General features: G+C 59.0%; 18 protein-coding genes and 2 pseudogenes. 5 read left to right on the top strand and 15 right to left on the bottom strand.

The genetic code is table 11. The features are described from left to right. Positions 1-29 precede the first annotated feature (29 nt). Positions 30-302 carry a hypothetical protein gene (locus Amn_RS06540; protein ID WP_157866081.1) on the top strand — a complete coding sequence of 91 codons (273 nt, stop codon included), beginning with the start codon at positions 30-32 and terminating at the stop codon, positions 300-302. Positions 303-495: 193 nt separating this feature from the next. Here Amn_RS06540 and sctJ read toward each other — a convergent pair whose 3' ends face one another. Both sctJ and Amn_RS06530 read right to left on the bottom strand, forming a co-directional pair. Beyond that, complete coding sequence (gene sctJ / locus Amn_RS06535; protein ID WP_044549206.1) at positions 496-1,359, bottom strand: type III secretion system inner membrane ring lipoprotein SctJ; 864 nt, start codon at positions 1,357-1,359, stop codon at positions 496-498. A gap of 9 nt (positions 1,360-1,368) precedes the next feature. Then, positions 1,369-1,869: a nodulation protein NolB gene (locus tag Amn_RS06530; protein ID WP_274609109.1), complete on the bottom strand. Its 501-nt coding sequence runs from the start codon at positions 1,867-1,869 to the stop codon at positions 1,369-1,371. A 186-nt stretch (positions 1,870-2,055) separates the two neighbouring features. Between Amn_RS06530 and Amn_RS06525 the strand changes: the two genes are divergently transcribed. Together Amn_RS06525 and Amn_RS06520 are read left to right on the top strand one after the other, a co-directional pair. After that, positions 2,056-2,757 (top strand): hypothetical protein, encoded by a 702-nt coding sequence (locus tag Amn_RS06525; protein ID WP_063825847.1) that lies wholly within the window; start codon positions 2,056-2,058, stop codon positions 2,755-2,757. 197 nt (positions 2,758-2,954) lie between these two features. Continuing rightward, on the top strand, positions 2,955-4,859 hold the full coding sequence (locus Amn_RS06520; RefSeq protein WP_286295229.1) for an HrpF/NolX family T3SS translocon protein: 1,905 nt from the start codon (positions 2,955-2,957) through the stop codon (positions 4,857-4,859). Between the two features lie 790 nt (positions 4,860-5,649). Here Amn_RS06520 and Amn_RS06515 read toward each other — a convergent pair. From Amn_RS06515 to Amn_RS06455, 13 genes are all read right to left on the bottom strand, one after another. Then, positions 5,650-6,210 (bottom strand): CpaD family pilus assembly lipoprotein, encoded by a 561-nt coding sequence (locus Amn_RS06515; RefSeq protein ID WP_010913964.1) that lies wholly within the window; start codon positions 6,208-6,210, stop codon positions 5,650-5,652. Positions 6,211-6,218: 8 nt separating this feature from the next. Further along, positions 6,219-7,661 (bottom strand): type II and III secretion system protein family protein, encoded by a 1,443-nt coding sequence (locus tag Amn_RS06510; RefSeq protein WP_044551336.1) that lies wholly within the window; start codon positions 7,659-7,661, stop codon positions 6,219-6,221. A gap of 44 nt (positions 7,662-7,705) precedes the next feature. After that, complete coding sequence (locus Amn_RS06505; protein ID WP_010913962.1) at positions 7,706-8,377, bottom strand: winged helix-turn-helix domain-containing protein; 672 nt, start codon at positions 8,375-8,377, stop codon at positions 7,706-7,708. A gap of 1,650 nt (positions 8,378-10,027) precedes the next feature. Next, a complete protein-coding gene (gene xopAD, locus Amn_RS06500) occupies positions 10,028-17,086 on the bottom strand; it encodes a XopAD/skwp family type III secretion system effector (RefSeq protein WP_286295226.1) in 7,059 nt (2,352 codons plus the stop codon). A gap of 513 nt (positions 17,087-17,599) precedes the next feature. Then, positions 17,600-17,920, bottom strand: coding sequence for a helix-turn-helix domain-containing protein (locus tag Amn_RS06495; protein ID WP_096453910.1), 321 nt, complete (start codon positions 17,918-17,920; stop codon positions 17,600-17,602). Next, positions 17,917-18,243 (bottom strand): Ulp1 family isopeptidase, encoded by a 327-nt coding sequence (locus tag Amn_RS06490; RefSeq protein ID WP_052292101.1) that lies wholly within the window; start codon positions 18,241-18,243, stop codon positions 17,917-17,919. The genes Amn_RS06495 and Amn_RS06490 overlap by 4 nt, the downstream gene beginning before the upstream one ends. 23 nt (positions 18,244-18,266) lie before the next feature. Further along, positions 18,267-18,614 (bottom strand): hypothetical protein, encoded by a 348-nt coding sequence (locus tag Amn_RS06485; RefSeq protein ID WP_010913959.1) that lies wholly within the window; start codon positions 18,612-18,614, stop codon positions 18,267-18,269. 89 nt (positions 18,615-18,703) lie between these two features. Further along, entirely contained in the window at positions 18,704-19,630 is a 927-nt protein-coding gene (locus tag Amn_RS06480; protein ID WP_286295224.1) for a hypothetical protein, read from the bottom strand. After that, positions 19,627-20,172 (bottom strand): recombinase family protein, encoded by a 546-nt coding sequence (locus tag Amn_RS06475; protein ID WP_202308621.1) that lies wholly within the window; start codon positions 20,170-20,172, stop codon positions 19,627-19,629. Before Amn_RS06475 ends, Amn_RS06480 begins: the two co-directional genes overlap by 4 nt. Positions 20,173-20,322: 150 nt before the next feature. Continuing rightward, positions 20,323-21,267 carry a hypothetical protein gene (locus tag Amn_RS06470; protein ID WP_286295221.1) on the bottom strand — a complete coding sequence of 315 codons (945 nt, stop codon included), beginning with the start codon at positions 21,265-21,267 and terminating at the stop codon, positions 20,323-20,325. Then, positions 21,264-22,250, bottom strand: coding sequence for a Tn3 family transposase (locus Amn_RS06465; RefSeq protein ID WP_286295220.1), 987 nt, complete (start codon positions 22,248-22,250; stop codon positions 21,264-21,266). Before Amn_RS06465 ends, Amn_RS06470 begins: the two co-directional genes overlap by 4 nt. Before the next feature lie 426 nt (positions 22,251-22,676). Beyond that, a complete protein-coding gene (locus tag Amn_RS06460; RefSeq protein ID WP_286295219.1) occupies positions 22,677-23,207 on the bottom strand; it encodes a hypothetical protein in 531 nt (176 codons plus the stop codon). A gap of 99 nt (positions 23,208-23,306) precedes the next feature. Beyond that, on the bottom strand, positions 23,307-23,582 hold the full coding sequence (locus Amn_RS06455) for a DUF4158 domain-containing protein (protein ID WP_010913953.1): 276 nt from the start codon (positions 23,580-23,582) through the stop codon (positions 23,307-23,309). A gap of 116 nt (positions 23,583-23,698) precedes the next feature. Between Amn_RS06455 and Amn_RS06450 the strand changes: the two are divergent. Together Amn_RS06450 and Amn_RS06445 are read left to right on the top strand one after the other, a co-directional pair. Continuing rightward, a pseudogene (locus Amn_RS06450) lies at positions 23,699-24,560 on the top strand (transposase); the annotation flags it as partial. A 6-nt stretch (positions 24,561-24,566) separates the two neighbouring features. Next, positions 24,567-25,132: pseudogene (locus Amn_RS06445) on the top strand (ISKra4 family transposase); the annotation flags it as partial. Positions 25,133-25,146: the final 14 nt, after the last annotated feature.

Below are 25,146 nucleotides of genomic sequence, written 5' to 3'. Positions count from 1 at the left end.
CTGTGATGGAGCCAGGCACCAAGACAGGCGTGTCCATCGTGTTCAATTTGGTGCGCGAGTTTTCCCGGATCCGCGATCAATCTGTCCGCAATGGCATGCGCCAGATGTCGGATTCCAAACGCATGGGCATCAGCGCCGATACGTTGAATGAGCACTGTGAGGTCAGGCTGAGAGACAAGCTTAAGCAGCGATCGGGCATGCCATGCACTACCTGCAAGGAGGGCAGCCCGAAGCGGATCATTACCGCGCAGAAGGTCCAGCCCCCGCTCAACATCATTCGACTTCGAATCATTGTCGAGTAACAATTCTGTTAGTCTTCGCTGCAGTCTGGGACACTTCTGCAACTGAGCCAACGTAGCAGCCGATAACGCCGGATCAAGACGCGCGCCAAGACGGGTAGGATGGGCCGAAGCAGCAAGCTCGCTCCGACCCAAGGAAGGCAATTGGAACGAACCATCAGGTTGGGCGGTCAGTATCGGCATTGGCATTGACATGTCACTGAGGCGCTATCGCCGGTGTCTTTTTGCGAATGGCATCGAGTGCGGAAACACCCGACCGCCGCTCGAGCTTGGGAACTTCGCCCGCTGACTGCTTGCGCCGGCGGCTAAGACCGGTGACTAAGAGATAGCACGCCACTGCGAACACAGCTGCGGCAATACCGGTTAAGCTGGCCAAAAGTGGCGCTGGAACGGGCCTGGACGCTTGGGCCAAAACAGTCGCCGGCACGGACCGTTGCTCAGGCGCGGAACGCTCCACCGACACCAAAACCACTTCGACCTTGTCGTAGGACAACCCTTCGATGCTGTCGGCCACGAGCATCTTTATCTTCGGCAGCAGAACCGAGAGATCTGCTTTGGCGTCGTGCCTGATAAAGACCGAAGCCGAGGATGGCGTGGCGCCTGCTCGCAAAAGGTCGTTATGCGGCAGAACTACGTGGACACGTACAGAGAATACGCCATCGATATCGCTGATCGTGCGGGACAACTCTTCGCTGAGCGCATAAACATAACGGGCACGTTCCTCGGTCGGCGAGGCAATGAGGCCTGATCCTTGGAAAATCTCTCCGAGGTTCTTGAATGACTGGCGCGGCAATCCCTTGCCATTCAGGAGGTCGATTGAGTAAGCGAGCAGCTTTTCGTCAACCTGGACCGTGCTAGTCCCATCCTTGGCAGCGACCCGAACCGCATGAACTCCGTTGTCCATCAGAAGGGCGAGCATTTCATTCGCCTCGCGCTCCTGCAGTTGCGTGTAGAGATCCACCTTGCAACCGCCGAGGGCCACGAGGAGTGGCAGCACGATAAGGCGAAGTGACCTCCGACCGCACGTGCCAGGCATGATTTCCTGGGCTAAGCCAATCATGTGCGCGGTTCAGCCTTCCTTTAGAAGTTTATTTACAGATGAGGTGATGCCGCTGACACCTTTGGAAACAAGCGCAACCTGAGTGACGCCATTGTACATATCCCGCAGACCAGCAATCATTGTTTCGAAATCATGCCGTCCTTGCGGAACGCCTGACGTTCCGGTTCCCGCATCACCTTCGGCAGGAAGCTTCTGCGGCCTAGGTAGAGCGCCCTTGAAAAGGCCTACCTGCTGGTCGAGCGCAGCCGAATTAACAGCACGGTCTGGGTACATCGCAGAAATCGTCTGCAACACGCGGTCCCCCAAGGGACTCATCTGCGTAGCCGCGCGTTGAAGAGCCATCGCCGGAGGAACTGGCACCCTCGATGGCGCCGATGCGGCATCGTTTTTCAGCGAGTCGGCCGCGTGCGCCAAAGCGCGCTCAAACTGGGCTTGCTCGCTGAACGACGGTGACCCGGCCCTGGCCAGACAGTCCGTTAAAGTGGCAGTGATCGACGTGATAGGGATCATCATGAAAGACCCGATAGCTTCCTCTTTGACCGGAGCGAACTCGGCCCTTCGTCATTCGTTATCAGGTCAACGTCTAGGTGGCCGAGCTGACGACAAGCTGACTGACGGAGCCTGGTTAGTATCTAGAGGATATGCTGGCGACTAAGTCACTTGTGCAAATTTCAGACTCTAGTGTATCAGTGCGCAATGTTGAGAGCGCTCATCCGATCCGTCCGCCCACACGTTTTGAGACTTCTGTGTGCCGGTTTTTTTCTCTCCGCCGGAACCAACGGAACTCTCGGCGTCCCCTTATCCCTCTCCAAGACGCCGTACAGATATACGGTTCTCGATCAGGATATTTCTGAGGCGCTGCAGCAATTCGGCAACAACCTTAATATCCGAGTCAACATTAGCGCCGAGGTGAAGGGGCGGATCCGCGGGAGTATGCCGGATTTGCCACCGCGCGAGTTCCTCGACCGTTTGGCCAATATGTACGGTCTCCAATGGTATTATGATGGGCTTGTCCTCTACGTGTCAGCCGCAAAAGAATCACAAACCCGCATGCTTGTGCTGACTTCGATCCGCTTCGATACGTTTAAGGGTGCCCTAGACAAGCTGGAGATCTCCGATGACCGCTACGTCGTGAGACCCGCGCCGGGAGATGGCCTCGTTTTGGTTTCCGGTCCGCCGCGCTTCACCGCGCTCGTGGAGCAGACTTTCAATGGTCTTGTCGCAGAGGCACAGGGGCAGCCGCGCGTCCATGAAACGCCGACAAGCGAATCGGTCCTGACATTGTTTCGGGGTTCCTCCACCATGGTCGTCCGCAACGGATTGCCTGAAGCCGCTTATTCGTCCGACGTGCCGCAGCAGGATGGCGTTGGCGGGAAGCCAGAGCCACGCCAAAAATGATATCTGCGGTCGCAGCTTCGGGACAAAACAACACCGCGGCCACCCCAAATTGTGAATTCCTCTGAACTCGTCAGTTTACCGAAAGCTAAACCGCTCATGGTGGCAACCGCCAGCTTCAGCGATATCTCCGGTCATTGTGCTGGTATTGCACATGGATCTGGCGTGGGGGATTGCAATTTCATTTTTGAGGAGACACAATGTCCGTCAATAATAATACAAGCAACGTTTTCAGTAGCCAGGATATTCTCCAGTACAGCAGCCTGAATCTGACGTCTTCGTTGGAAAAGGCGCAGCAAAACGCATCGTCATTCGAGGCGATGCTCTCCCTTCACCTGCACGAAGACGACGCCAGCCCCTTCCCGTCGATGAAGGAATTGTGCCGGAACACATCGGAGTCGCTGTTGCCCGATGTCGCATCCTCGTTGGAAGAATTGCGCAAGAACCCATTGGATCTGCTGCCGCCAAGCATGAGGGCAGCCATCGAAGCAACGGATCAAGGCCCGCAGCCTGCGGTCGCCTTCCCTCCCATTGCGCACGAATCAGTTGATCAAGGCCCGCAGCCTGCGGTCGCCCTCCCTCCCATTGCGCAAGCGCCTATAAAAAGCGAGAGAATTACGTGGAACGGCGGCTCACTGTCCCAATCCGAGTTGCAGATTGTCGCAGTGCTGAACCGTCACAAGGACCTATGCCCGCTTAGTTGGCAATCGCTGACGGATAAAGCCAATGATCCCTCTACGCCACCGGATCTGAAAGCGGCGATTGAGGGATTGCAGCAGGATCCAGAGCTTTTTTATGCGATCGGCTCGCAGGGCGATGGCCGCTGTGGCGGTAAGATCACGGCCAAGGATTTGTCCGAGTTCTCTCGCCATCACTCACAAGTTGCCGCATTTCAGGGCCAGCAGGCGCAAAGCTACGCGCAGAACTACATCCCATCCGATAGTACTGGAAGTGCGCAGCCGTCGGTTATGACCTTGAACGATGCGATGCGCGAGCTTTACCGGTACTCCGAAAACCTGCCCAAGAACCTGAGTCTGACTTATTTCAAGCAGATCGTCGACGGCGACGCGAAAACTGGCAAATGTCCGCCACAGGTCATTGCGGCGGCTCAGTACTTTGTCAGTCACCCGAATGAATGGAAGCGGTTGTACGGTGGCTCGATAGACAAAGTCCATAAAGAGGATTTTCTCCAAGTCGCTTCATCTTCGATGAGCCTCACGCAAACCGAGCTGAATACCCTTAAGACGATCAACAGCAACCAGCAAAAATTCTTTGGGAGCGGTGTCCTGACTCGTGACAAGCTCGCAAGCATGGCGCAAGACAAGAGCCTAGATCCGAGAGTAAAGCAGGCGGCATCGCAGCTGTTATCGGATCATCTGCTCTTCGGTCTTCTAAACAATTCGATTACGGGCTACAAGACCCACAATTCGTTCTTCGATTTCGGCGGCGGACACACGGTTGATTCCGGCAATATCAGCAACAAAGATTTTGGCCACTTCTACAACGGCATGTCGTCTGCAAACCGAGCCGTTCAGCAGCCAAAGACCCATGCGCCCGAAACTGCTGCGGAACAGGACGCCGTCTCGGACATGATGATGGGCCGGGCGGACCAGCCTGATACCAAGTCGGCCAAAAAGAACGGTGGGGCCTTCATCCACACAGTCGACGACGTGCTCAAGGTGTACTCGACAGTGGCTGATTGGGCTGCGACGGCGGTGGGTCTGTTGAGCTTCATTCCGGTCGTGGGCCAAGTGGCCGATGCCGTGTCGATGACGCTCGCGTTCGAGGCGCAAGCGGCAAATCTTGTCCGCACAGCCATTACCGGAGGCAATATGAAGCAGGCGCTGCTAGACGCTGGCATCAATATCGGAGCGCAGGCGCTCAGCCTTGTCGCGGGTCCCGAGGTCAAGCTTGCGATTCGCAACGGGCTGGTGAAGACGGCGTTGGAAGAGGCCGCCACGGCCGGGATCGATCTGCCGATTTCCATGGCGAAAAGCTATGCAGAAGACTATTTGTCCAACCTGCAAGCATGCCTTCCGGCCGACACTATGCAAGCGGCCGGCCTCCTCAGCCCGATGGTGCCAATACTCCAGAAAGTGGCCTGACAACAAATGTGCGACTTCCTTCGCACGCTTCACTAGCCTATCAATCACCTTGTGGGGAACCTTTGCCTTTCCGCAAGGCGATTTGGCAGGCGTGCCTTGAGGATCGTGGTTAGGTCGCAGCAGGCCCGGGCTTAATCCGCTCATCCTTCGGCCTTGAGGTCGTTTTCACACTTAGCCTGAGAGGAGAAGGTGAGAACTGAGAACGGCTAGAAAAAACCGATATTGTTGAAAAAGTCCGCGTCGCGGTCGCCCGTGGCGCTTTCGTAGGATGGCGTTCCGCGGAGACCCCAAAATTGAATCCTGATTCCATGCAATGCGCCGGGTTGGAACTGGATTCTAATATCGGTGGGGACTTTGCGGTGCGCCGGACTTTTTCAACAGTATCAACCCAGAGCGGTCGTGCTGGCCAGTTGGCGCAGCGCCCGTCCCCCACTGCTTCTCCGGTGGTCATAGGGACCACCGGGCCGCAACATGGGCCGGTGGAGCGCAGCGACACAGCCGCCAGCTTTGTCGACACGACCGCCAAGATCAAGCTCGCTTGGCCACTTGAGCCACGCCGCCGTCGCGTGACGTGCGCCTTTAACCTCGCAGATGAAGAACGCCGCTCAGCGAGGCAACGTCATGAGCGCAGCGCCACCGGGCACCCCGGAGAGGTGAGGGACACCCCTATCTTGTTCAGGTCACGGTCGTGTATTGTGACGGCCGCGCTCACCACCAGATCCGAAGCAACGGCAATGTTACAGACTGGAGGCGGCGCCGTGCTCTACCAAGCTAAAACATACGACCCATGTCATTGACCTTTGCCCGCCCCGAACGTCCTGTATGTGGCAACTGGTATGGCCGCACGCTCGCCATCGCTCGGCTCGACAGCCTGGTTGTCGAGCAAATCGCGCGGATCGTTGACCATTGCAGCTAGGTTACGTCGTGTCGAACAGCCAAGGGGCTTTTCGAAGGATTTGTCACTGAGTAAAGAATACGACGGACAGGCAGGTGGGCGGGCATGATACACAATTGCTTCTACTTGGACTGCGCCGCCATCGTGTTGGTCGAGCAAATGGATGTTGTAAGTGTCTATACCCATCTGCCTGGCCTGATGCACCACCTCTGCGCTGAGCCGGGACGAGCCCCAGATAAGGAGGTGAAGGGCATCGCGGCGGCCGCTACTGGTCCTGTCAAGGAAAACACGCAAACGCTGCCGTTCGGAAGCGCGGAGGCTCTTTAATATCAGCACGGTGGTCTCCGGCCGGATAAGGATTGGCGCAGGGGGCTCGACATAGATCGGCACAGTGCTTGTGCAGCCACTTGCGCTGGCTGTCAGGGCGACCAGGAGAACTTTGATCCGCAAAGTCATTCGATCACCTATTGAATTATGAAGCCGCGACCGCGCTTGGCCCCGGGCGCGCCGGTGCGGGCAGCAGCGCGGCCTCGCGGCGGATCTGCCGGCGGATCGTCCAAAGCCGGCGCCATCCGGTCCGTGGGTGCGCTCATCTGGTTGGGGCTGGAGCCTGGTTTTACGATGTAAGGCGTAACCAGAATTATAAGTTCTGATTCTTCTTTTTGAAACGAGGAGGAACGAAACAGAGCGCCAAGAATCGGCATTTCGCCGAGCCAGGGAAACGCACTGACATTATTGTTCACGTTGCGCCTGATCAGACCGCCAATTGCAAAGCTCTGCCCACTGGCGAGTTCGACGACTGTGTCGGCTCGGCGCGTGGAAACTGCCGGCACGGAAATACCATTGATTTGAACGGCACCTTGGGACGATAGTTCACTGACCTCCGGCTTTACGTGAATGTTGATCCGGTTGTTGTTGAGAACGGTCGGCACGAACTCCAGGCTGACGCCGAAGTGACGGAATTCAACCGACACTTGCTTGTTTTCCTGCAGGACAGGAATGGGAAATTCGCCACCTGCGAGAAAGCTGGCAGTTTCACCGGACATCGCGGTGAGATTCGGCTCAGCCAACACGGAAGCTATGTGCTCCTTGGCGAGCGCGTCTAGAACCGCGCCGATGTTGACGGCACCGTTGTTGAATCCGATTCCTGCTGTGCCACCACCCTGCGCTGCACCAGAGCCAGTGCCTCCGCCGCTTAACAAGCCCACTCTGAAATTGTCGATTTGACCAAAGGCGGACAGGTTAACGCCGAGTGCCTTCATGGCGCTACGGGAGACCTCCGCTACGCGCACACTGAGATTAACTTGTAAGGACCCAGCGACCTTAATGTTGTTGACGACTTGCGCACCGTCCCCGAGATACTGCTCAGTGACCCTTTTTGCGGTGTCGGCGACCTCCGCATTGGGCGCTGTACCGCTAAGGATTGCGCCGCGCGGCGTATAGCTCACCTGGATTGAAGAGTCGCCAACCTGATCCATCAACATGGCGCGCAATTCCTCGATCGGTTGCGTAACGACAATTCGCAGCGCGGCGAGAGCCTCGCCCTTATCGTCCAAGGCGAACAGGCTGGTCCGCCCGGATTTCTTCCCGAAGACGAAGATCGTTGTATTTGAGGCTGCCTGATAATCAGCGATCGTCGGGTCAGCAACAAAGATGGTCGTGGCAGGCGCGGGCAAATGAACCGTCTTGCCGAGCGAAGAGGAAAGGTTCAGCGTGCCGTCGATGCTATTGGAAGCGGCACGCGGCGCCCCTTGATCCTGCATGTTTTCGGCCGGGGCAGAAACTGGATATGCCAGAATGAGCGCACAGAGAAGGCGGCCCAAGTAAGGAGAAACAGTAGCAGGTCTCGGGCAAACGATGTGCGGGGGCCGCCGATCGGTGTCAGAATGAGTTGTAATGATTTTCAAGGCGGTCTTTTCTTTCAAATTCGGCCAACTATACGAATGTCGCGCTAGTCACATTCAAGAATGTAACCAATGCCACGCACCGTTTTTATCCGTGGCGTTGCGTTTGAACTGCTCAGATATCGACGTAAGCGATAGATTCCGACTTCAAGCGCGTTGGCCGATACTTCATCGTTGAACGAATAGAGGTGATCTTCCAACTGCGAACGCGGCACGATGCGGCCTGCACGGTTGAGCAGATGCTCTAAAATACATAATTCACGGCGTGCGACCGTCAGTGGATAACCAGCAACGGAAACCTGTCGGCCGATCGGATCGAAGTGGAGATTGCCAAATACAATGATCGGGGCAGTCATCTGAGTCGACCGCCGCAGAACGGCTCTCATTCTGGCAATGAGCTCATTAGTATACACTGGCTTGAGCAGAAAATCGTCCGCACCACCGTTGAAAATCGCAATTCGCTTCTCAAGATCGTCGACGTCACTCAAAATGAGAGCAGGAACTGAATGTCCCTCACCCCTTAGCTGCTTCAGCCAATCCAAGCCATCGCCATCCGGCAGAACCAGCTCCAGCAGGAGAATTTCGTAGCTGGCGCAAGAAAATGCACTCGATGCTTGTTCCAGTGTGGGAACAACATCAACGGCGAAACCGCTATCGCCGAGTGCAACTCCCACCGCTCGCGTAAGATCCGCATGGTGGTCAACGAATAGCGTTCGCATTTCATCTCCTATTAATGGTAGGACAGGTCACCGAGACTGTTGAGACGGCGAAAGCAGAAGTCGCGCAACGCGTCGCAGTGTTCGTAATCCTCTTTGGGACGGCTAGTCGCAGGATCATGCGAGCCGTACGCCTGTAGTAGGCGAGGTAGAACCTGTGATGGGCTGAAGCGTCGTTTGGGCAGGCCAAGATGCCACTCCGCCTTCAATTCGTCTGCGCATCCTGCCGATGTGGCGGCCCCTGCATTCGCCAAGCGACATTGCCCTCCAGAGCCCATAATTCCATGACCCGTAGGGGTTAGCTTTCGACACGCGACTTGAGCAAATCGATTGTTCGGATGTAAGCAATCCACATCCTGGATTGTCCGCATATTCACCCCCCAGATCGCACTGTGAGGCTGATGCTTGGTACCGACGCCTCCCTGGTTTCAGCCTCAAATCAGGTCCGCCTGACCATGAAGTGCAATCGTTGACCGCTTCTGCGACACCTGGGGCGATTGGCAACGCCGCCACGTGCCCCAATGTGCCACGAGATAACCGTCGTCCTCGGAGACGGTTCAGTCCGGCACCGGCTCGTAACCCAAGCCCCCAATCACACAGGTCAGTGTCGGATCGAACCAACCGTCGGTTTTCCCTGGCAATCAGGTGCAACGGCCTCAAGAGCAAGCTGACACGGTTTTTGGTCAGGTTCTCGACTCGGCCTGTTGTAAAGCTGCACGATACCGAGTAGGCACCGGCGTATTGCACGCCCATCCAGAACGTTGTGGATATTGCGGCGGTCGACAGGGCCAAGCCTATAGCGGCGGTTGGGTGGGCGGCCGAGAGCATCTCCCTTCTTGGCCATCAGGAGGTGACGGCCGAGTTGCTGACACTGGCCTCGATTCTTGACCACGAAATTGCAGCCGATTATCACCGCTCGGGATGATAGATGCTGGGGAATGATGCCGTCCGCGCACCGCCTCGTCGCGCACCAACTCGGGTGCGGCAAATAAGGGAGCGTCGCGCCGGCATTTCGGATTGGTGCAGACTCGTTGCCAAAAGTTTCCGATCAGTATCGGTTCCATTCTCCTCTCCGCAGAACACCTCGCGCTTCAGGGCGGCTCCGCCACATAATCTCGCTGAGAGACGCTCGCCTACTGGATGGCCGCAAGATGCGCTGGAAACCAAACGGCTCCCATCCGACATTATCTCGCCGCACCTAAACGTTGCCCAGGCTTGCCCGGCTGAATTGCGGCACTGATCGGCGCCCGTCTAGCATCAACCCTGTGGCGCGGCTTCATCTCGGCCGTGGTCGGGCTTGGGACAAATGCGATAGCGGTCATTCGCGCAGGTCGATGACGCCGAGTTCGTGCCACATCCACTCGGCGACCTTCTGACGGCCGCCGTTGATTTTGCGGCCGGACGTGGCGTTTGCTGCTCATGCCGACCAGTCAGCTGGTCAAGACTTTCGCGATGTCCGTGGGTTGACAGACAATCTGCTCGCCGATTTCGGGCGGGTGTCTGAGGTAGGTTCCTCTGATCTTTGCCGGGACGTTCAGCTATCATATGCTCCACGGTGCCGATTTCAGTGAGCGGAGGCGCTGGAGATCACCAAGGGGTCTGCTGGATCAGCGTCTTTCCCGTTTCCGCACGCGGCCGAGTTGAACGGGGCCGTCATGGTACGACCCCGGATGAGGTCACGAGCTTGGGTACCGCCCTGCCCCCACCGCAAACATAGGCGTGCAGCGCGGTCAGGCAAGCATTCGCGTTCTTGAGATCCCGCTCATGCTGCGGGGCAATCGTGAGATCGGCAAGTGTATAGATTGGATTCCGCACATGCATCAGGTCTGTGATGGTCTGGGCTTGGTCGGCGGTCTGCACCTTTGGGCCTCTGATGTTATCTCTCAGGTTCCGCCTGATCACGTCCTCGCTGGTATTGAGCCAGATCGAGACGGCTTTCTCCCCGACATAATGCCGGATCTCCTCGATCATGAACGCTTCACCGCCGGTTGCGAGCACCGCCGACCCCAGTTCGAGTGACTGCCTGATCTCATTCACCTCAAGATCTCTGAAATAGGCCTCCCCATCCTCAGCGACGATCTTAGCTACGGACTTGCCGGTCTTCGCCTCGATTTTTCTATCGGAATCGACGAACCTCATTCCTAGTCGTTTGGCGAGTGCACGGCCCAAACTGGATTTCCCTGCGCCTTTCACGCCGACGAGCACGATCGATCGCGCGCCCAACGCGCCAAGAATCTCTGTTGCGATCGGGGAGCGCTCCGTTCGTCTCGGCGGGGCGACTTGCAACCGACGACGTAGGCTGGCACCAACTGTGCTATCGGCGTGGGCTTCCCAGTGGGGGATCTCTATGGCCTCGTGAGGGATGATGACCTTGTTGCAGGCCTGTCGCACGCGCTCCAAGAGTTGCTCGGCTATAGACTGATCCAGTGGATCTTGGCTCTCTCGCTGCAGCTCCTGCAGCTTCTGCAGCTCCTTGTAGGTGTCGTGATTGTAAATCTTGGTCTTGTAGCTGTCTGCAGTGTGGAACTCCACCTCGAAGCGGTAGCCCCCCGGCGTGGCGAGCACGGTCTTGATGCCGACGAAGGTCGGCGATCGCGTCCTGAACCAGTTGGTCGTGCTGACCTCAGAATACCCGCTCTCGTCGAAGGCTATAATGGCTTTCTTGAAGGCACGGGTAAAATCTCTATCAGGGAGTTGGAAGCAGTGGCGTACAGCGTTGTTGATCAGCTGGGCGCCGGCTTCAAACGGGGCCTGTATCCCGGTGAGCTGGCCTGTCATCGAGCTTTCCGATCTCAAACGCTCAGCGAGATGGGGCATCTTCACGTTGATATCGGCTCTCCTGAGGGCTTCGGCAACCGAGATTACCATCGGGGTGATGTCCTTCTCTTCGGCTCGGGCGCGGCAAGCCTCCATTTGAGCTCGCTGTACGGCCAGCTCGGGAGTCAAGGTCATCGTCGTGGCTGAATCATCGGCAGAAGCCCCTCGAGCCGAGGGTTGAGGCAGAAAGCCTCGCTCGGCAGCAAGTTTGATCGAAGCTTGCATAACTGAAGCCGCCAGCGTCGGATTGTCCTGAAGATCCTGCAATGTGGCATCGACATCAAACCGACCCTGGTTGAGGGTAGCCGCAATGCTCTTGGTGTAGGGCACCGATTTCGAGCCTGGTGTTTGTTGCAGCAGGCGCCGAAGTTGCCTGCTCTTGAACATAAAGATGTGGGCCCCAGTGTCCGATTTATATGCGTCAGTTCCGACTTTGATACCGAGGCTCAGGAGATTCTTTGCACTCCGCACGAGGTCGTGTGGATTGTATCCATCCGGTCGCGGGGCAATGCGCGTAGGGTAACGGTCGACAAGAAGCTGGACGCGGTCGCGTGGCTGAGCCGTTGCCGAATAGATCTCCGCCAGCTCCGGGAACAGCTCGCAAAGCGGTTGGCTCATCGCGAGTGGTGCCTCGCTCAGGCTGACGACTGTTTCGGGCAGGAGTTGTTCGGGCAGAGCTTGCTCATCCAGCCTCGCGGCCCACGTCTCGAGCTCAGCGTGGAGCAACTCAGCAATCTCGCGCGCGACCGGATGGTCTGCCAGTTGGATGTCGTGCCGCGCCTTTTCAAGCGTCTCCTGGACGTTCTGAGCACTGACCTGTTCCTGCTCCAACACGCCTCGGATGTCTCGCTTGAGCTCTTGGTGAATGCCTTCGTACGTGCCGAAGATGGCACGCTCGGCAAACCACTGTCGGGCTTCATGGGATTGAGCGAGAAAGTCTCGCTGCAGACAAGTATAGATTTCCAGAACATTGCGCGTGGCGGCGAGGATCTGGCTGGCGCGCCCGAACTTGTAGCGACCATCCTCAATCGCCGGCGTGTGCGACTTTGGCGGCTTGAGCGAGCGCAATCCGCGAGCTTGCTCCTCTTGATCGAATTGCCTGACATGCTCGTAAAGCTGTGGCCGGTCGCCGACGATGACGAGGCTGTCTCCGTCGAAGTCGCCGTCAAGTTTCTTCTGTTCACCAGTTGGGACGGCAACCAACGAGCCCGGGGCAAACACCTCGGTCGCCTGCAGGATGCCGAGGCAGTCGACCGTCGTGTCCACCTTGACGCGGTCCTTGCTCGTGGTCCAGCTCGCATGGCATTTGACGTCCTCGGCAGACATGATTAGCGCACGGTCGGCGTAGGCGGCCGGCCACATCTTATCCGGTACAACGATCAGGATGCCTTTGGCAAAGAAAGTCGGATCGTCGGCGGCCAGTTCCCTCCCCGACTTCTGGGCGACATTGAAGCTGTATTGAATGGCCGTGCAGTTATCGAGAAATACAGCGGTCGGATCGCCGTCGACGGCCAACTTGACCCGCTCGGCGGCAAACGGGCGCAGGTTCGGCTTATCGTAGGGCGAGCGCCCGACCAGCACGCCGCTCGTCCCCGTCAATGTTTCGCTCTTCAGCGTCGGCACATGGAGACACTCATCGTTGGAGGGTACGGCAACCGCGCCGGGACCATCGATGTGTCCGGCCGTCACCGTTCTAAACAGCTCTTCGGTGGTCAACGTTGGCTCTTGTTGGCTCTCGAGCCAGGCCGTGGCCTTTTCACGGACCTCATCCGCCACTTGGTCGCAGCGCGGATAGTGTTGCAGCGCCGAGACTGGCAGGGATGATTTCCTTCCCTCACCAAAGGCAGACATCTGATCAGGACCCTGCTCGCCGGCGCGACATACAGCTGGCATAAGGTTGGCTAGCGAGGCCCTGATGAAACCGCAGCCGTCATGCGGTCGCAATGCAATGGGACCGTCCGGCCCCCTCAGCTTGAAGGGATGCTGCTGGTTGGCGGGACGGTCCGGCAGCAGCGACAGTTTGAAGGCGCCTTCCAGCGCGTAGTCGTGAACTCCCAGGCCCTTGATCGCCGGTGGCGCCGCAAAACCCCTGCGCTGGGTATAATAATAGGCCTCCTTGAAAGGGGCCCAAGTCCGAGACAGCTGCTCGAAGGCGGTGCCCGGTGCGGTATCGACATACGGAATCGCCAGCAGCTTTCCCCCGGAAAGCTTAGCTAGCTCGCCTGGAGCACGGGCCGCAATCTGAGACACGGTCAATCGCGGCGGCTTTAACTTGCTGCCTCCGAACAGGTCCATGCGGTATGGCACACCGTTGACGTTCACCGTACGCGCCAGCATGAAGGCGCTCGGCGTTCCTGGCATCTGGACCGCAACGACTGGCAAAGCCCCGGCAGTCAGGCGCTGAAATATCGAATACCGTCTCTCCGGCTCGGTGGCCACCGGCCGTCCCTGCATGTCAACTACCGGCAACTGCATCAGTCCTGCGTCACCCTGCGGCGGTCTTGGCTCGTGATCCATGGTTCGCAGGACCTGATACACGTCGAAGACCGATGCTGGATGTTGCCCCTGGATCGTCGCCGCATCCTGCTCTATGAAAAAGTCCAGCGCATCCACTGGATTCTCCGCCTCGATCTGCGCGATCAGGTTCCAGCTCATGCTGGAAAGGTCGCTTTCAATGAGGCCGCGCGTGCTGTCCAGGATCTCCTTCGTCTTGCGCTCCAGCGCTTGCTGCCTCACCCGCAAGTCGGACCTCTTGCCCTCGACATACGGTGACCTGAATAGTCTCTCCAGGACCGCACGGGCCTTAAGCGTCTGATAGATCGATAAAGCGGGGCGGCGGCTGGCAAGCGGTCCACGGGTCCGCTCGGCATCGCTTGCGTTCAGATGCGCCTCGATCTTCTGCTCGAGCACGGATTGGAGGTCGTTGAGCAGATTGAGGGCCTGCGTGCGGTGCGAGCGCAGCGGCCTCTGTGGGCTGCGAGCCAGCGGCAGCAGAGATGCACACAGATTAGCCATGGTTTCCAGATCGTTGTGGGTCGTAAAATCAGGGGCTTGACGCAATTCCGAGAGGCGGTTCAAGCCTGTCGGTGCGAGCAAACCGAGATCATCAGACAGCCGAGCCTTACCAAGTGCCTTGAAAACGGTTGTGATGTCTAGAACGTCAGCCTGCGCCAGGCGATCATCATCATAGTGCAGGTAATGAGCGAGCTTGTGCAAGCGATCCTTCGGCAGAGCCGCGTCCGTAATATCCCCAGTGTCTTCTGCCTTCATGATCATTCGCGACAAAGCATTGGCGAGAATACTTAGCTGAGCTGTCGTGAACACACCGAATCGTAGCTCTCGAGCACCCAATCTGCGCGCGATGTCCATCGTGGACTGCTGGCACGCCGACTCTTCCGGCCACTTGGTGAAGCCGTTCATCAAGGTCGCCACTCCCTGCGGAGCGAAATCGGAGAGCTGGCGCTGACGGGCTTCCCCGGCGATTGCGATCGCGGCTCTGCGACAGTCCTCCCCGACCGGCCACTTGCTGAAACCGTTCACCAGATTAGATAGGTGCTGGTGACTAAACTCACAGAGTCGGGCGCCGCGGCGAATGACCTCACCGGCGATGGCGATCGCGGCGTCGCGACAGTCCGCCCCGTCCGGCCACTTGCTGAAACCGTTCACCAGATTAGCTAGGTGCTGGTGAGTAAAGTCACGGAGTCGGGTGCCTCGGCGAAGGACCTCGCTGGCTATAGCGATTGTGGCTTGCTGAGTCGACGCCGCTTCCGGCCACTTGCCGAATCCGTTCACCAGGTTCGCCAGGTCCTGGTCATTGAAATCAGAGAGCCCGAACTCGCCGCGCCCGGCGCGGCGGGTGACCTCCCCGGCGATGGCGACTGTTGCCTGGCGAGACGCCGCCTCTTCCGGCCACTTGCTAAAACCGTTCACCAATGTCGCAAGTGCCTGCTGAGTAAGATGAGAGAACTGGTCATCGCGTTGAAAGACCTCGCTGGCGATCGCCAGTGTTGCATCGCGACAGTCCGCCTGTTGTGGCCACTTACTGAAACCGTTCACCAAGTTTGCCAAGTGCTGATGACTGAAAGCAGAGAGTTGGGCGCGGCGGCGGATGACCTCACTGGCGATCGCGACTGTGGCGTGATGATAGTCGGCATCGTCCGGGCATTTGCCGAACCCGTTCACTAGGTTAGCCAGCTCCTGCGGAGTAAAATGAGACAGCCCTTGCTCGCCGGCGCGGCGAGAGACTTGTGTGGCGATATTGGCTGTGGCTTGGCGGTAGACCGCCCCTTCCGGCCATTTGCTGAAACCTTGCACCAGGTTCGCTAAGTCCTGATGATTAAAATCAGAGAGCCCGAACCTGCCGCGGGCGGCGCGGCGACCTACCTCATCGGCAATCGCTCCGGTGACTTGGCGACACCGCTCCTCTATCGGCCACTTACTGAAACCGTTCACAAGGGTCGCCATGTGCTGGGGATTAAGATCAGCGACGCCGGCACGCCGGTCACGACCAAGGACCTCACCGGCCATCGCACTGGCGGCTTCGCGGGACGCCTGCTCTTCCGGCCATTTGCTGAAACCTTGCACCAGGTTCGCCAGTTCCTGGTGGGTGAATTCGGAGAGCCGGGCACGGCGGTCGCGGCGCAGAACCTCGCCCGCGATCGCAACTGTGGCTTGGCAACAGACCTCCTCTTGGGCACACTTTCCGAAACCGTTCACTAGGTTGGCCAAGTCCTGGTGATTAAAAGTTGAGAGCCCGAGGTTACGGCGGCGAAGGACTTCACCGGCAATCGTTCCGGTGGCTTGGCGGGACCACTCCTTTTCCGGCCACTTGCTGAAACCGTTCACCAGATTAGCCAGGTGCTGCTCCCTAAAATCAGAGAGCCCGAAACGGCGGTCCTCGCGACGACGGACCTCACTGGCGACGGCTTCCGTACCGTCACGAGTTTCCGACCGCTGCGGCCACTTGCTGAAACCGTTCACCAGCAACGACAGACTTTGACTTTGCAGTACGCCAAGTGTCCTGCCCTCATCGCGGCAAAATTCGGCGATTCTGATCGTTCCATTTCGGCATGTTCTCGACTGCGGATGCCGACCAAACGATGCCGAAAAGAGCGAAAAGGCTTTGGGGTCTACTTCGCACATTAACGCACTAGGAAGCTGCGACACCCGAGCTGCCATCGCCTTGCAAGCTTCCACACCTTCCTGACCTCCAGCCTCACGACTCACCGTATTGCATGCGGTGGCGTAGCCCCATGATTGCCCGCGGCGGATATTGTCCTCGAAGCATGTGACAAATTGAGCTTTGAACTGGGCGGCGGCCTTTTGCAGGAAGGCTGCATGGACCTCGTCGCCCGCCCCTTGCAGCCGTCTGTCATGCTCCACCACTGCACGCGAGAACCCCTCAATGTCACGGGCAAAACAAATGGCGTGTAGTGCGTTGTTAGATTGTTCTTCTGAGATTGCACTTTGCACGCTCTGCGCGGCGACATCGTCCAGGCGCCGCCTTTTTGGTCTGCGATCCAGGCCCGACACGGGCTGCCTGCGCGAGGAAGGACCACTTTGTTGTGAACTCCTGGACTGATCGGCATTGCGGACTTCTGCACCGGAACGCGACGAACTTTCTTGCCGATTTGTCGCTCCCAGATGCGGCAAGTCGCGAAAAACGGGCTGGCCGTCACACCTATTGACGGAGGGATCGCCGGACGTGCGGCGCCGGACATCGCTGGCCGAAGGTGGCCTTTCAGCTGAGGATGCCCCTAACTCTCGATCTTCAGAGCGCAAGCCCTGAACGACAGAACTGAAGGTCGAGCCTTTTTGACCACCGCCATGATCCGATTCAGCCCGGTGCGTGCCTGATCCGCTAGGCGCATTCAAACGCCGGTCAACTCCCGTCATAATCCGTCTCCAGGCGAGAAATGCGCGCCGATTACAATGCGTGGCGCACACGGCGCCCTCCACAACCCGCAAAGCGCGGATCTGCCCAACCTGCGCGCTCTGGGATCGAACATATCCCCTTCACCTGACGTGACTCTGACCTGGGTCTATCTGGAGTCGCATTGCGTTCACCTATTCCGCCAGACGTCCGGGAGCTGCCCCTATCTCGGGCCAGCTGCGGCGGTGAGCGAGATCGCTGTGGACAAGCCTCGGCGAAGCCACGCTGATGATGCGTGACGATGAATATGCTCTGACGAGGCAAAGACGAAGGTTGGCAGAGCCGTGCCGCTTGGCTTTGAAGAGTGAGGCGACAGATGCTAAGGCTTTTGCTGCGATTGCCCGCCAGTGGCGCGTGAACTTGCCGCTGGCGGTACCGCCGGGACTTCTCGTGATGGCGAAGCTATTCTCGCTCGGAAGGGCGCCGGTGTAGAATATTCTTCCGCAGCAACGGCGTCGCGCTACCGGCCCAGGCCCTCAGCCGACACGCCGTATACGTTGATGCAGACCAGCCGCCATCAGAAATAAACCTCTTGCCGACGGGCGGGCATACGTCTTGAACGTGACGCCGCGCTTGTCGAGGAACATCCACACCGTTGAAGGAACAACCCGCACGCCGTGCCCGGACGCCAGTCTCTCGGCGATCTCGGCAAGCGTGATGTCCGGCGTCTCCTCAATCAGGCCAAGAATGAAGCGTTCGTGCGGGTCGAGCTTCGAGCCAGATGGCTGGCCCTGCTTGCGTGCGACCGCCTCGCCGCGACAAGCGCTGATCGCGAGAGCTGCTCTGGTCGCCGTCAACCGCGGCCAGGAAAATTTCTGAGTCGGCCTTGCAAATCCCGGCGATCGGGGACGAGGTCGTTGAGATCTGCTATGTGTTGCCCGTCCGTCTTCACCAATCGTTCAATAAGGGCCCGAGTGCCGTCCACGACGAAAACGCCACAATCAAATTTGTTCTCCTGCTGACGTATGCTCGCTTGTTGCAGGTTGGCGCCCAACCGCGTTGCGAGCATCGCAGCTTGGCGGTCGTTGCCTCCCTCGTAGGAGTCGTAGTGATAGGCAACCGGGCTTTGCCGGTTGCGGCGATCAACGAGCAGCAGCGACCAATGGGTGCCGCGGGCCATACGATCGGCACGGCTAGCATCACTCACTGGCAGAAACAGGAAGTGGCGGTGTCATTACGATTGGGATCTTGGACGATGCGCCGAAATGCGCGCTGCGCCTCGCTCACTTCGCCCAGGCGCAGATGATAATGGGCTATGAGGGGATCGACAAGCCGCGTCCGAGCAGCGAGATTTGGATCGCGCGCCTGCAACTGCTCTCCCAGGAGCTCGTAATCCCTTTGGATGTGCTGATCGCCCAGGAATTCCCTGGCGCCGAGCGTCCGCCCGCTCGGGTCGGAGGACGAGACTTTCAACGCCCCGATCTGATCAGCGGAGAATGTGCTCGGAAGCGCGGGCGCATAATGAGCATGCAGCTTCGGGGTGGATGGCACCGGATAGCCAACACTCGCGGTGCTCCAGCCGGCAGGTACCTGTGCTCCGGCCTCCAGACGCGGCGGCTGACGTGACGGACCAGCTTCATTTATCTGCCCGGAGCGAGCATGATGGATGAGGCGAACGTCCCTGCGCCCTCCCGACCCAACGTGGCGGAGTAGTGCTCTCTGTTGATCGCGAACTGGGCTGGGCCGAACTGGTTCGGCAGCAGATTGATCTTACCCAGTTCCTCGATCAGGATCTTCGAGGCCGGTTGGGAGCCGTGGCGCCAGCCCTTACCGACGATAGGTCCAATGTCCTGTAGGTCGGGGGGGCCTGCTGGCCCAACGAACGAACGCGGTCTAGCAACGCCAGGCGCCAGCACAGATTGCGCATCGCTGCTCAACTTAGCCACTGTGAGCGCATTCGGATCAAGCACTGGGTCAAGGCGGTCGTACATGTTTGACGCCGCAGCGTCGGCTGACGATGATGACTCGGGTTGTTGTGTCTGCTCCCTAAGCCTGTCCCCATCCCAAGCTCCCGAGCTCGGCGTAGCTGGGGTTGCGGGAAGCTCCTGCGACGAGCTGGGCTGTGCGCCGCGCTGCGGCGCGGACAACGACGGGGTGGGAGCTTGCATCTGCTCGACGTTTTCGGCGGCAAATTTGAACCCTCTGCGGTCGGGAATTCGCTCAGCGGAGATCGGGTAGCGTGGCCGCTTTGGATCGATGCCGGTGATCCGGAATCGCTCGCTTCCGGTGCGGAACTCGCGTCCGAAGTCCGAAGGGGCCAATCCGAAGTGCTCTGCCAAGAACTCGAACCTGTCTTTTTCGAGATTGAATGCGGTGCCGTCGGAAGCGGGAATGCTGACGCGGAACACGGGCTCGAAGAAGAAGCCGGTATCCGTGCCGCGCCATCCGGCGCCCTCGATGACCAGGCCGTGGTCCTCAGCGATCTTCTGGCAGACTTCGAGCATGCGGGTCTGGATCTCTTCGCATGTCGCTGGCGTCAGACGGGTTATGAGCCTGCCCTTCGTCATTTGCCCTTCCTCACCTGATAGACAGTACCGCGTGAGACGCCGAGATCGCGGGCGATTTGTGTTGGGCCCTGACCCTGTTTAAGCCTTTGCTGGATCGTGTCGCGGTCGATTTTCGGCGGCCGGCCCTTGTATGTGCCGCGCTTCTTGGCGGCAGCGATTCCCTCCGCCTGGCGCTCGCGCCGCAGATTGGTCTCGAACTCGGCAGAGACACCAAGCATGTCAAAGAAGGCCTTACCGGCGGCGGTCGACGTATCGACAGGTTGTTCTGTCGCGGAGAGATGCGCGCCCTTCGTCTTGAGCTTGTCCACGATCATCTGCAGGTCGCGCAGCGATCTGGCCAGGCGGTCAATCCGGGTGACGACAAGCGTCTCGCCAGCATGAATGAAGTCGAGAATGGTGTTGAGTTGCGGACGGCCTTCCAGGGTAGAGCCGCTCTTCTGCTCCTCGCGAATGACCTCGCAGCCGGCGGCCTTGAGCGCGACGATCTGCGCGGCGAGGTTCTGGTCAGTGGTGGAGGTGCGGGCGTATCCGATGCGGGTCATGCAACTGTTCATTTTGGGTGTGCCGGCGCGATGCTCTGTTCATTAACGAAGATTGAGCCCAAAATATACAGGCTTTCCGGTTGCGACGTGTTCATGGGGGTGTTCAGGCCGGGTATACCCAAATTAGAACACGCCCATCGGTTCCGGTGGTCAGTTACGCCGTCGTCGTGGTTTCAGCTTTCTGGTAACCTCCGCCAGCCACGCGACTGCACCGGGCGTGGCCTGCCAGGCCTGGCCGTTTTCGTCGACGTAGTCAGCTGCCTCATCCCCCCCCCCCCCCAAAGTGATATAGCCGTCGATGGAAGCAACCAAAGGCTGCTTGCCGGAAAGGACGCCAGGCACATGGCTGTGCGCGAGCCAGGCCTCCTCGGCAAGCTTGCCGGCGCCCGGATCGTTTTCACGAAAGGCAAGAAGTGCCCGCGTGTAGAGCCATGCAGCAGCGCCATCGTCTTCGTGCTGTTTGAGAAGCTTCCTCAGGGCCTTGATATCGTCGCGCGCCAGCAAATGCCCGGCCAGCACGTAGCGGATGCCCTGATTGTCATTCGGATTGAGCTTGAGCATTGACTGATAATGGTCGATGGCCTCCTGGTGCTGACCAAGCCGCCAGAGTACCGCGGCAGGACCTGCCCGCGCCCGCATGTAGGGGCGCGTCTCGAGAAAACCCCAGAAGCGACCGGCATATCCCTCAAACCCGTCAGGGCCCAGCGCCTCTTCACCCGCCGCGACGCCCTTCTGGTAATAGTCCAGCACTTCCTCGACAGACCCCGCCTCTTCTTCGGCCAACAGCACATAGGCGTCGGCGCACAACGGCGAGACTTTAAGCGCTTTCCGGGCCAGCGTAATACGCTTGCTGCGACTGGTTGCTTCCCAAGCCTCATACATGATGTCTTGCGCAGCGTCCGTCGGGTCGCTCCCACGCCCTCCGCCGAAAAGACCTGCCATGAACCCCTCCATGCCGCGCCGGTCCGGCATCGGAGGCAGAGCATTGTCATTTTCCGGCTTCTTGGATTTCGCCACTGCCTTCTTTCGGGGCTTCTTCGATACAGGCATTTCTACCATTCCCTTCGATGCTTCACGCCGCTTGTTTCTGCTCAAAATCGATCCTGCTGTTCAGGTCGAGGTTGAAGCGGCCATAAGGATTGACGTGACCGTATCAGCGGCGTCAGGCCGCGATAATCCTCCGGCGTTAGCCGCGCCGACCATTTCGGCTCGCTCAACACCGACTGCATCATGCGCGTGTTCACATAGACAAGCGACGCCTGCAGCAGATGCAGGGCCAGCACCGATATCTCCTGCTCATCGAGCCGGTTCGAGGCGATCTCGCCACCCTTGCCGAAGAAGACGAAGCTGTTGGCGCTGTTCCAGTTCTCGATCACATTCAGGCCTTCGTGGATTTCGCGGCGGAATTTCTCGTGGCGCAAATACCGGCAAAGGAAGATCGTCTTGATCGCCCGGCCGAGTTCGGCGAGTGCCTTATAGGTCGGGTGCATCACCTCGGCGCGGGCGAAGCGGCGCAGGATCGCTTCGGGATCGGCTAACCCGCTGTGCATTCTGCTCGATCTCCTCCCAGTTGATGACGCTGGAAAGAATGGGAAGCAGATTGGGCAAGCGCGCAGGCCTGGATGCGGCAGCGCCAGCGTCTGCCGGGCGATCGCCTTAAGGCGTGGCGCCAGTTCAAACCCGAGCAGATGGCAGAAGGCAAAGCCGATCGAGCTCTGGCCGTGGCTGTCGACATACTGCCGCTGGATCTCCATGTCGGTGCAATGCCGAAGCACGCCCTTGATCATCGAAGCAACTTCCGAGGACGAGCACCGCTTGAGTTGCGAGAAGACGCAGGTTGAACCCTTTTCGACGTGCCAGTAGATCATCACGCCGCGACCGCCATAGCGGACATGCCATTCGGTCATAAGGTTGCCGTCCCAGGCGCCGAATTTCTTGGAATCCGAGGCACAAGCCGTGCCGGCTTCGCCCCAGATGGCGGTGTTGCGGATTGCCAGCGTCGCATTGGCAACACGTCCGCAGGCCGCCTCCAGCGCATCCCGATGGATGAAGCGCCGGCCAACTGACTGAGCACGCACAGTTCATAGCTGATCCGGTTGATGCGTCCGTCCTTGCCGATGATCGCGCCGCGGCATTTCGGCGGAATGACGCCTTCGATCGGCACCCCGTTCCGCGGCACCACGCGGCAACCGGTTTCGAAGGCCCGCCTGATCCAGTCCAACGCCCCAAGCACGGGCCGATGCACGGCATTGTTCGAACGAAACTCCAGAACCGAAAGAAGCTTCGGCAGGATTCTTCGATAGTGACCGGCATAGGATCCACGCATAACCTGGTAGATGCGCCGTTCGAGCGTGCCCTTCGCCCGATGCTCCTTGACGATCGCCGCAAGCTTCTCCTTGCCCGCTACCGGAAAGATCACATCGCAGACCCGGCCACCCGGCGCCTCGATCGTGGCACCCGCGATATCGACCAGCAGCCGCTCCTTGCCGTAAACCTTCTCGATGTCACGCGCGATGCCGCCCACCACCTTGCGCTTCGAACGCACCCCGATCTTGTGGATGGTCTCCACCAGCAGGTCGATCATGCCGTCGATGATCTGTGTTTCCCGCATCATCAGGAAAACGGTATGGAGGCCCCAGTTGCCGCCTCGGGGCGTGGCGGCGCATCTCCGACGCTTTTTCGGCGCCGACCCGCCGAACGATCTGATCGATCCAGGTCTTGCCGGCAGCGGATAGAAGATCCCGCGGTAAATCCAGCTTCTTGATGAAGGCAAGCCGATCAGCCAGGGCAAGCATGTTGTCCAGCGTGGCTGCACCCGCATCTCCTTTGATCGTATGGAACCCGGTCGGGCTATCTGGATCGGCCAGCGATGTTTGCATCAGCGCGACCGTTTCCGGGCGAAGCCGATCCGCAACACCGCCAAGAAAGGATTCCAGAAAGCGTTGCCGCTGGGAGCGCACTATCCGCTCCATCTCCTTGCGCGACGGACCGAAAATCTTGCGATCCCGGCACAACAGAAAAACAGCCTCCATCATCGCTGCGACCGATGCTCCCCCAGGGCAAAGCTCCGTCGCTATCCGGCTCGCAAGTGCGGCTCGATCCGCCCGCTTCATCCGGCGGAAACCAAGATGGCGCTAAATCTCGGCGCAATGGCGCCGCCCTGAACGCCCCGAAAAATCATACCGGCAGAGATCTGCCTTGCTGACGCCAAGCTGCTCGGCCAGATACGAAACCGCGTCATCGGGGGCCTCAGCCGCCGCGGTGGTGAAATATCCGTTCGCGGCGAAGAACTTCAGTTGAACCGCCAGTCCAAGCCTCGACCCGGCCGCCTTGACCTTCAAAAAGTCGATGTCGGCAAAAGAGAGGCTCCACGCCCCGGTCAACACCTCGAGCGAAACGCGCAAACCCATACATCCACTCCCTCTTCCAAGAGTGAATTCTCAAGCGCCGACGCCATACCGGTCAATCCGTTCCGGCAACGTTCCACAACTTGGCCAAAATCGCAGCTTGGGGCCGATTAGGCCATGATCGGAGTGTCGATAGCGCAGCCAGGTGGCTGCGGAATCATCCCTCCGTCGAGGTCGTCAGCCGAGACCGCTGCCGCCTGTATGCGCAGGCCGTCCGTGAAGGCGCACCGCAGGCTCACCAGGTGGCCGACCGGTTTCATCTGGTCCAGAATCTTCGTACGGCAATCGAGGAACAGATGAGCCTTAGTGGACGTGCTTCAGGAAGACCCATCCTGTCCGAGGACGCTATTGTCGACGCTGCGACACATCGCCGGCGTGCCCGTCTCGCGCATAGTCCTTACGCCAGGAGGGTCTATCCTACCAGATAGGCGGCGAGCAGCATTGAACCCCACATCACCATGGTGCTTTGAAACGTTCCTTGCCCAATGCTGGAAGTAAGGGAACCGCTGCGGACGGCATCTTTTTCATGATGTCAAGCAGCGCGGCTACACCGGCAGCTTCTCCAATCTGGAGCGACTGCTGGGAGCTTGGCGGCGGGCCGAAAGAGTGCGCGCCGATGATGTTCCTTCGATGGCGATCAGCTCGGGACCCGTTCGAGATCCGGATACCGGCCACGCGATTTCGCCAGTTGTTGCCGCGGCGCTGTACATAAAGCCAAGAGGCCTGCTGACGCCTCGACAAGCAAGGAAAGTCGATGCCCTGAAGCAGGGATCTGACGCATTCGCCGAGATGCGACGCCTTGGCAATGCGCTTCAACGGTATCCTTCGGAGCAGGAGGTCGGAAACACTGGCCCCCTAGATCGACGATGCAATCGACTCCGACATCATTCCGACAACAACGCCATCGAGCTGCCCTGGAGCAACGGACAGGCCGAAGGTCAGATCAACCGCCTCAAGACCCTCAAGCGCGCAATGTACGGCAGCCCGCGCGACTGGATGAACCTGCCCGGTTCCCGAGTACATCCGCCACCGTGACGACCGGAAGAAAATTCGAGCTGATCGTAGGCCGCTCGCTGCCTGAAGACGGCGCTCCGCGCTACATCGGTTTCGTCCACGGCTATGATCGCGAGCTGCAACGGCGCATTCTCGACCATCTCAAGAAGCAGGGCGTCCGGGCCAATCAGGATATTACCTTAATCACCGACGGGGGGAAGAAGTCCGCTCGCTCGCGGAAATGATCGCACCGGCGCGAGCATGTCCTCGACTGGTTCCATATCACCATGCGCATCACGGTTTTTCGCCAGTTCGTGCAAGGGCTCGACAACCACGACGAGCAGACCGGACAGGACCTGCTTGCAACCTTGCGCAGGATCAAATGGCATCTGTGACGAAATCGCCGAGCTGCAGCTCGACGCGGAAAGTCTCGACACAGGCTAGCCGAACATGCGCAAGTTCCTGACCCCCAATCGGCGAGTTCCAGGCCTACATCGCCTTCCAACAGTGCCAGCCTGATCAATTACGGCGAGAGCTACCGGGCCGGAGATCGCATCAGCCTCTCCGTCGGCAA

The sequence above is a fragment of the Aminobacter sp. Y103A genome (assembly GCF_030294925.1).
GTDB lineage: Bacteria > Pseudomonadota > Alphaproteobacteria > Rhizobiales > Rhizobiaceae > Aminobacter > Aminobacter ciceronei.
The sequence above is the reverse complement of the archived record's forward strand: the minus strand, read 5'-3'. Positions and strand labels throughout refer to the sequence as shown.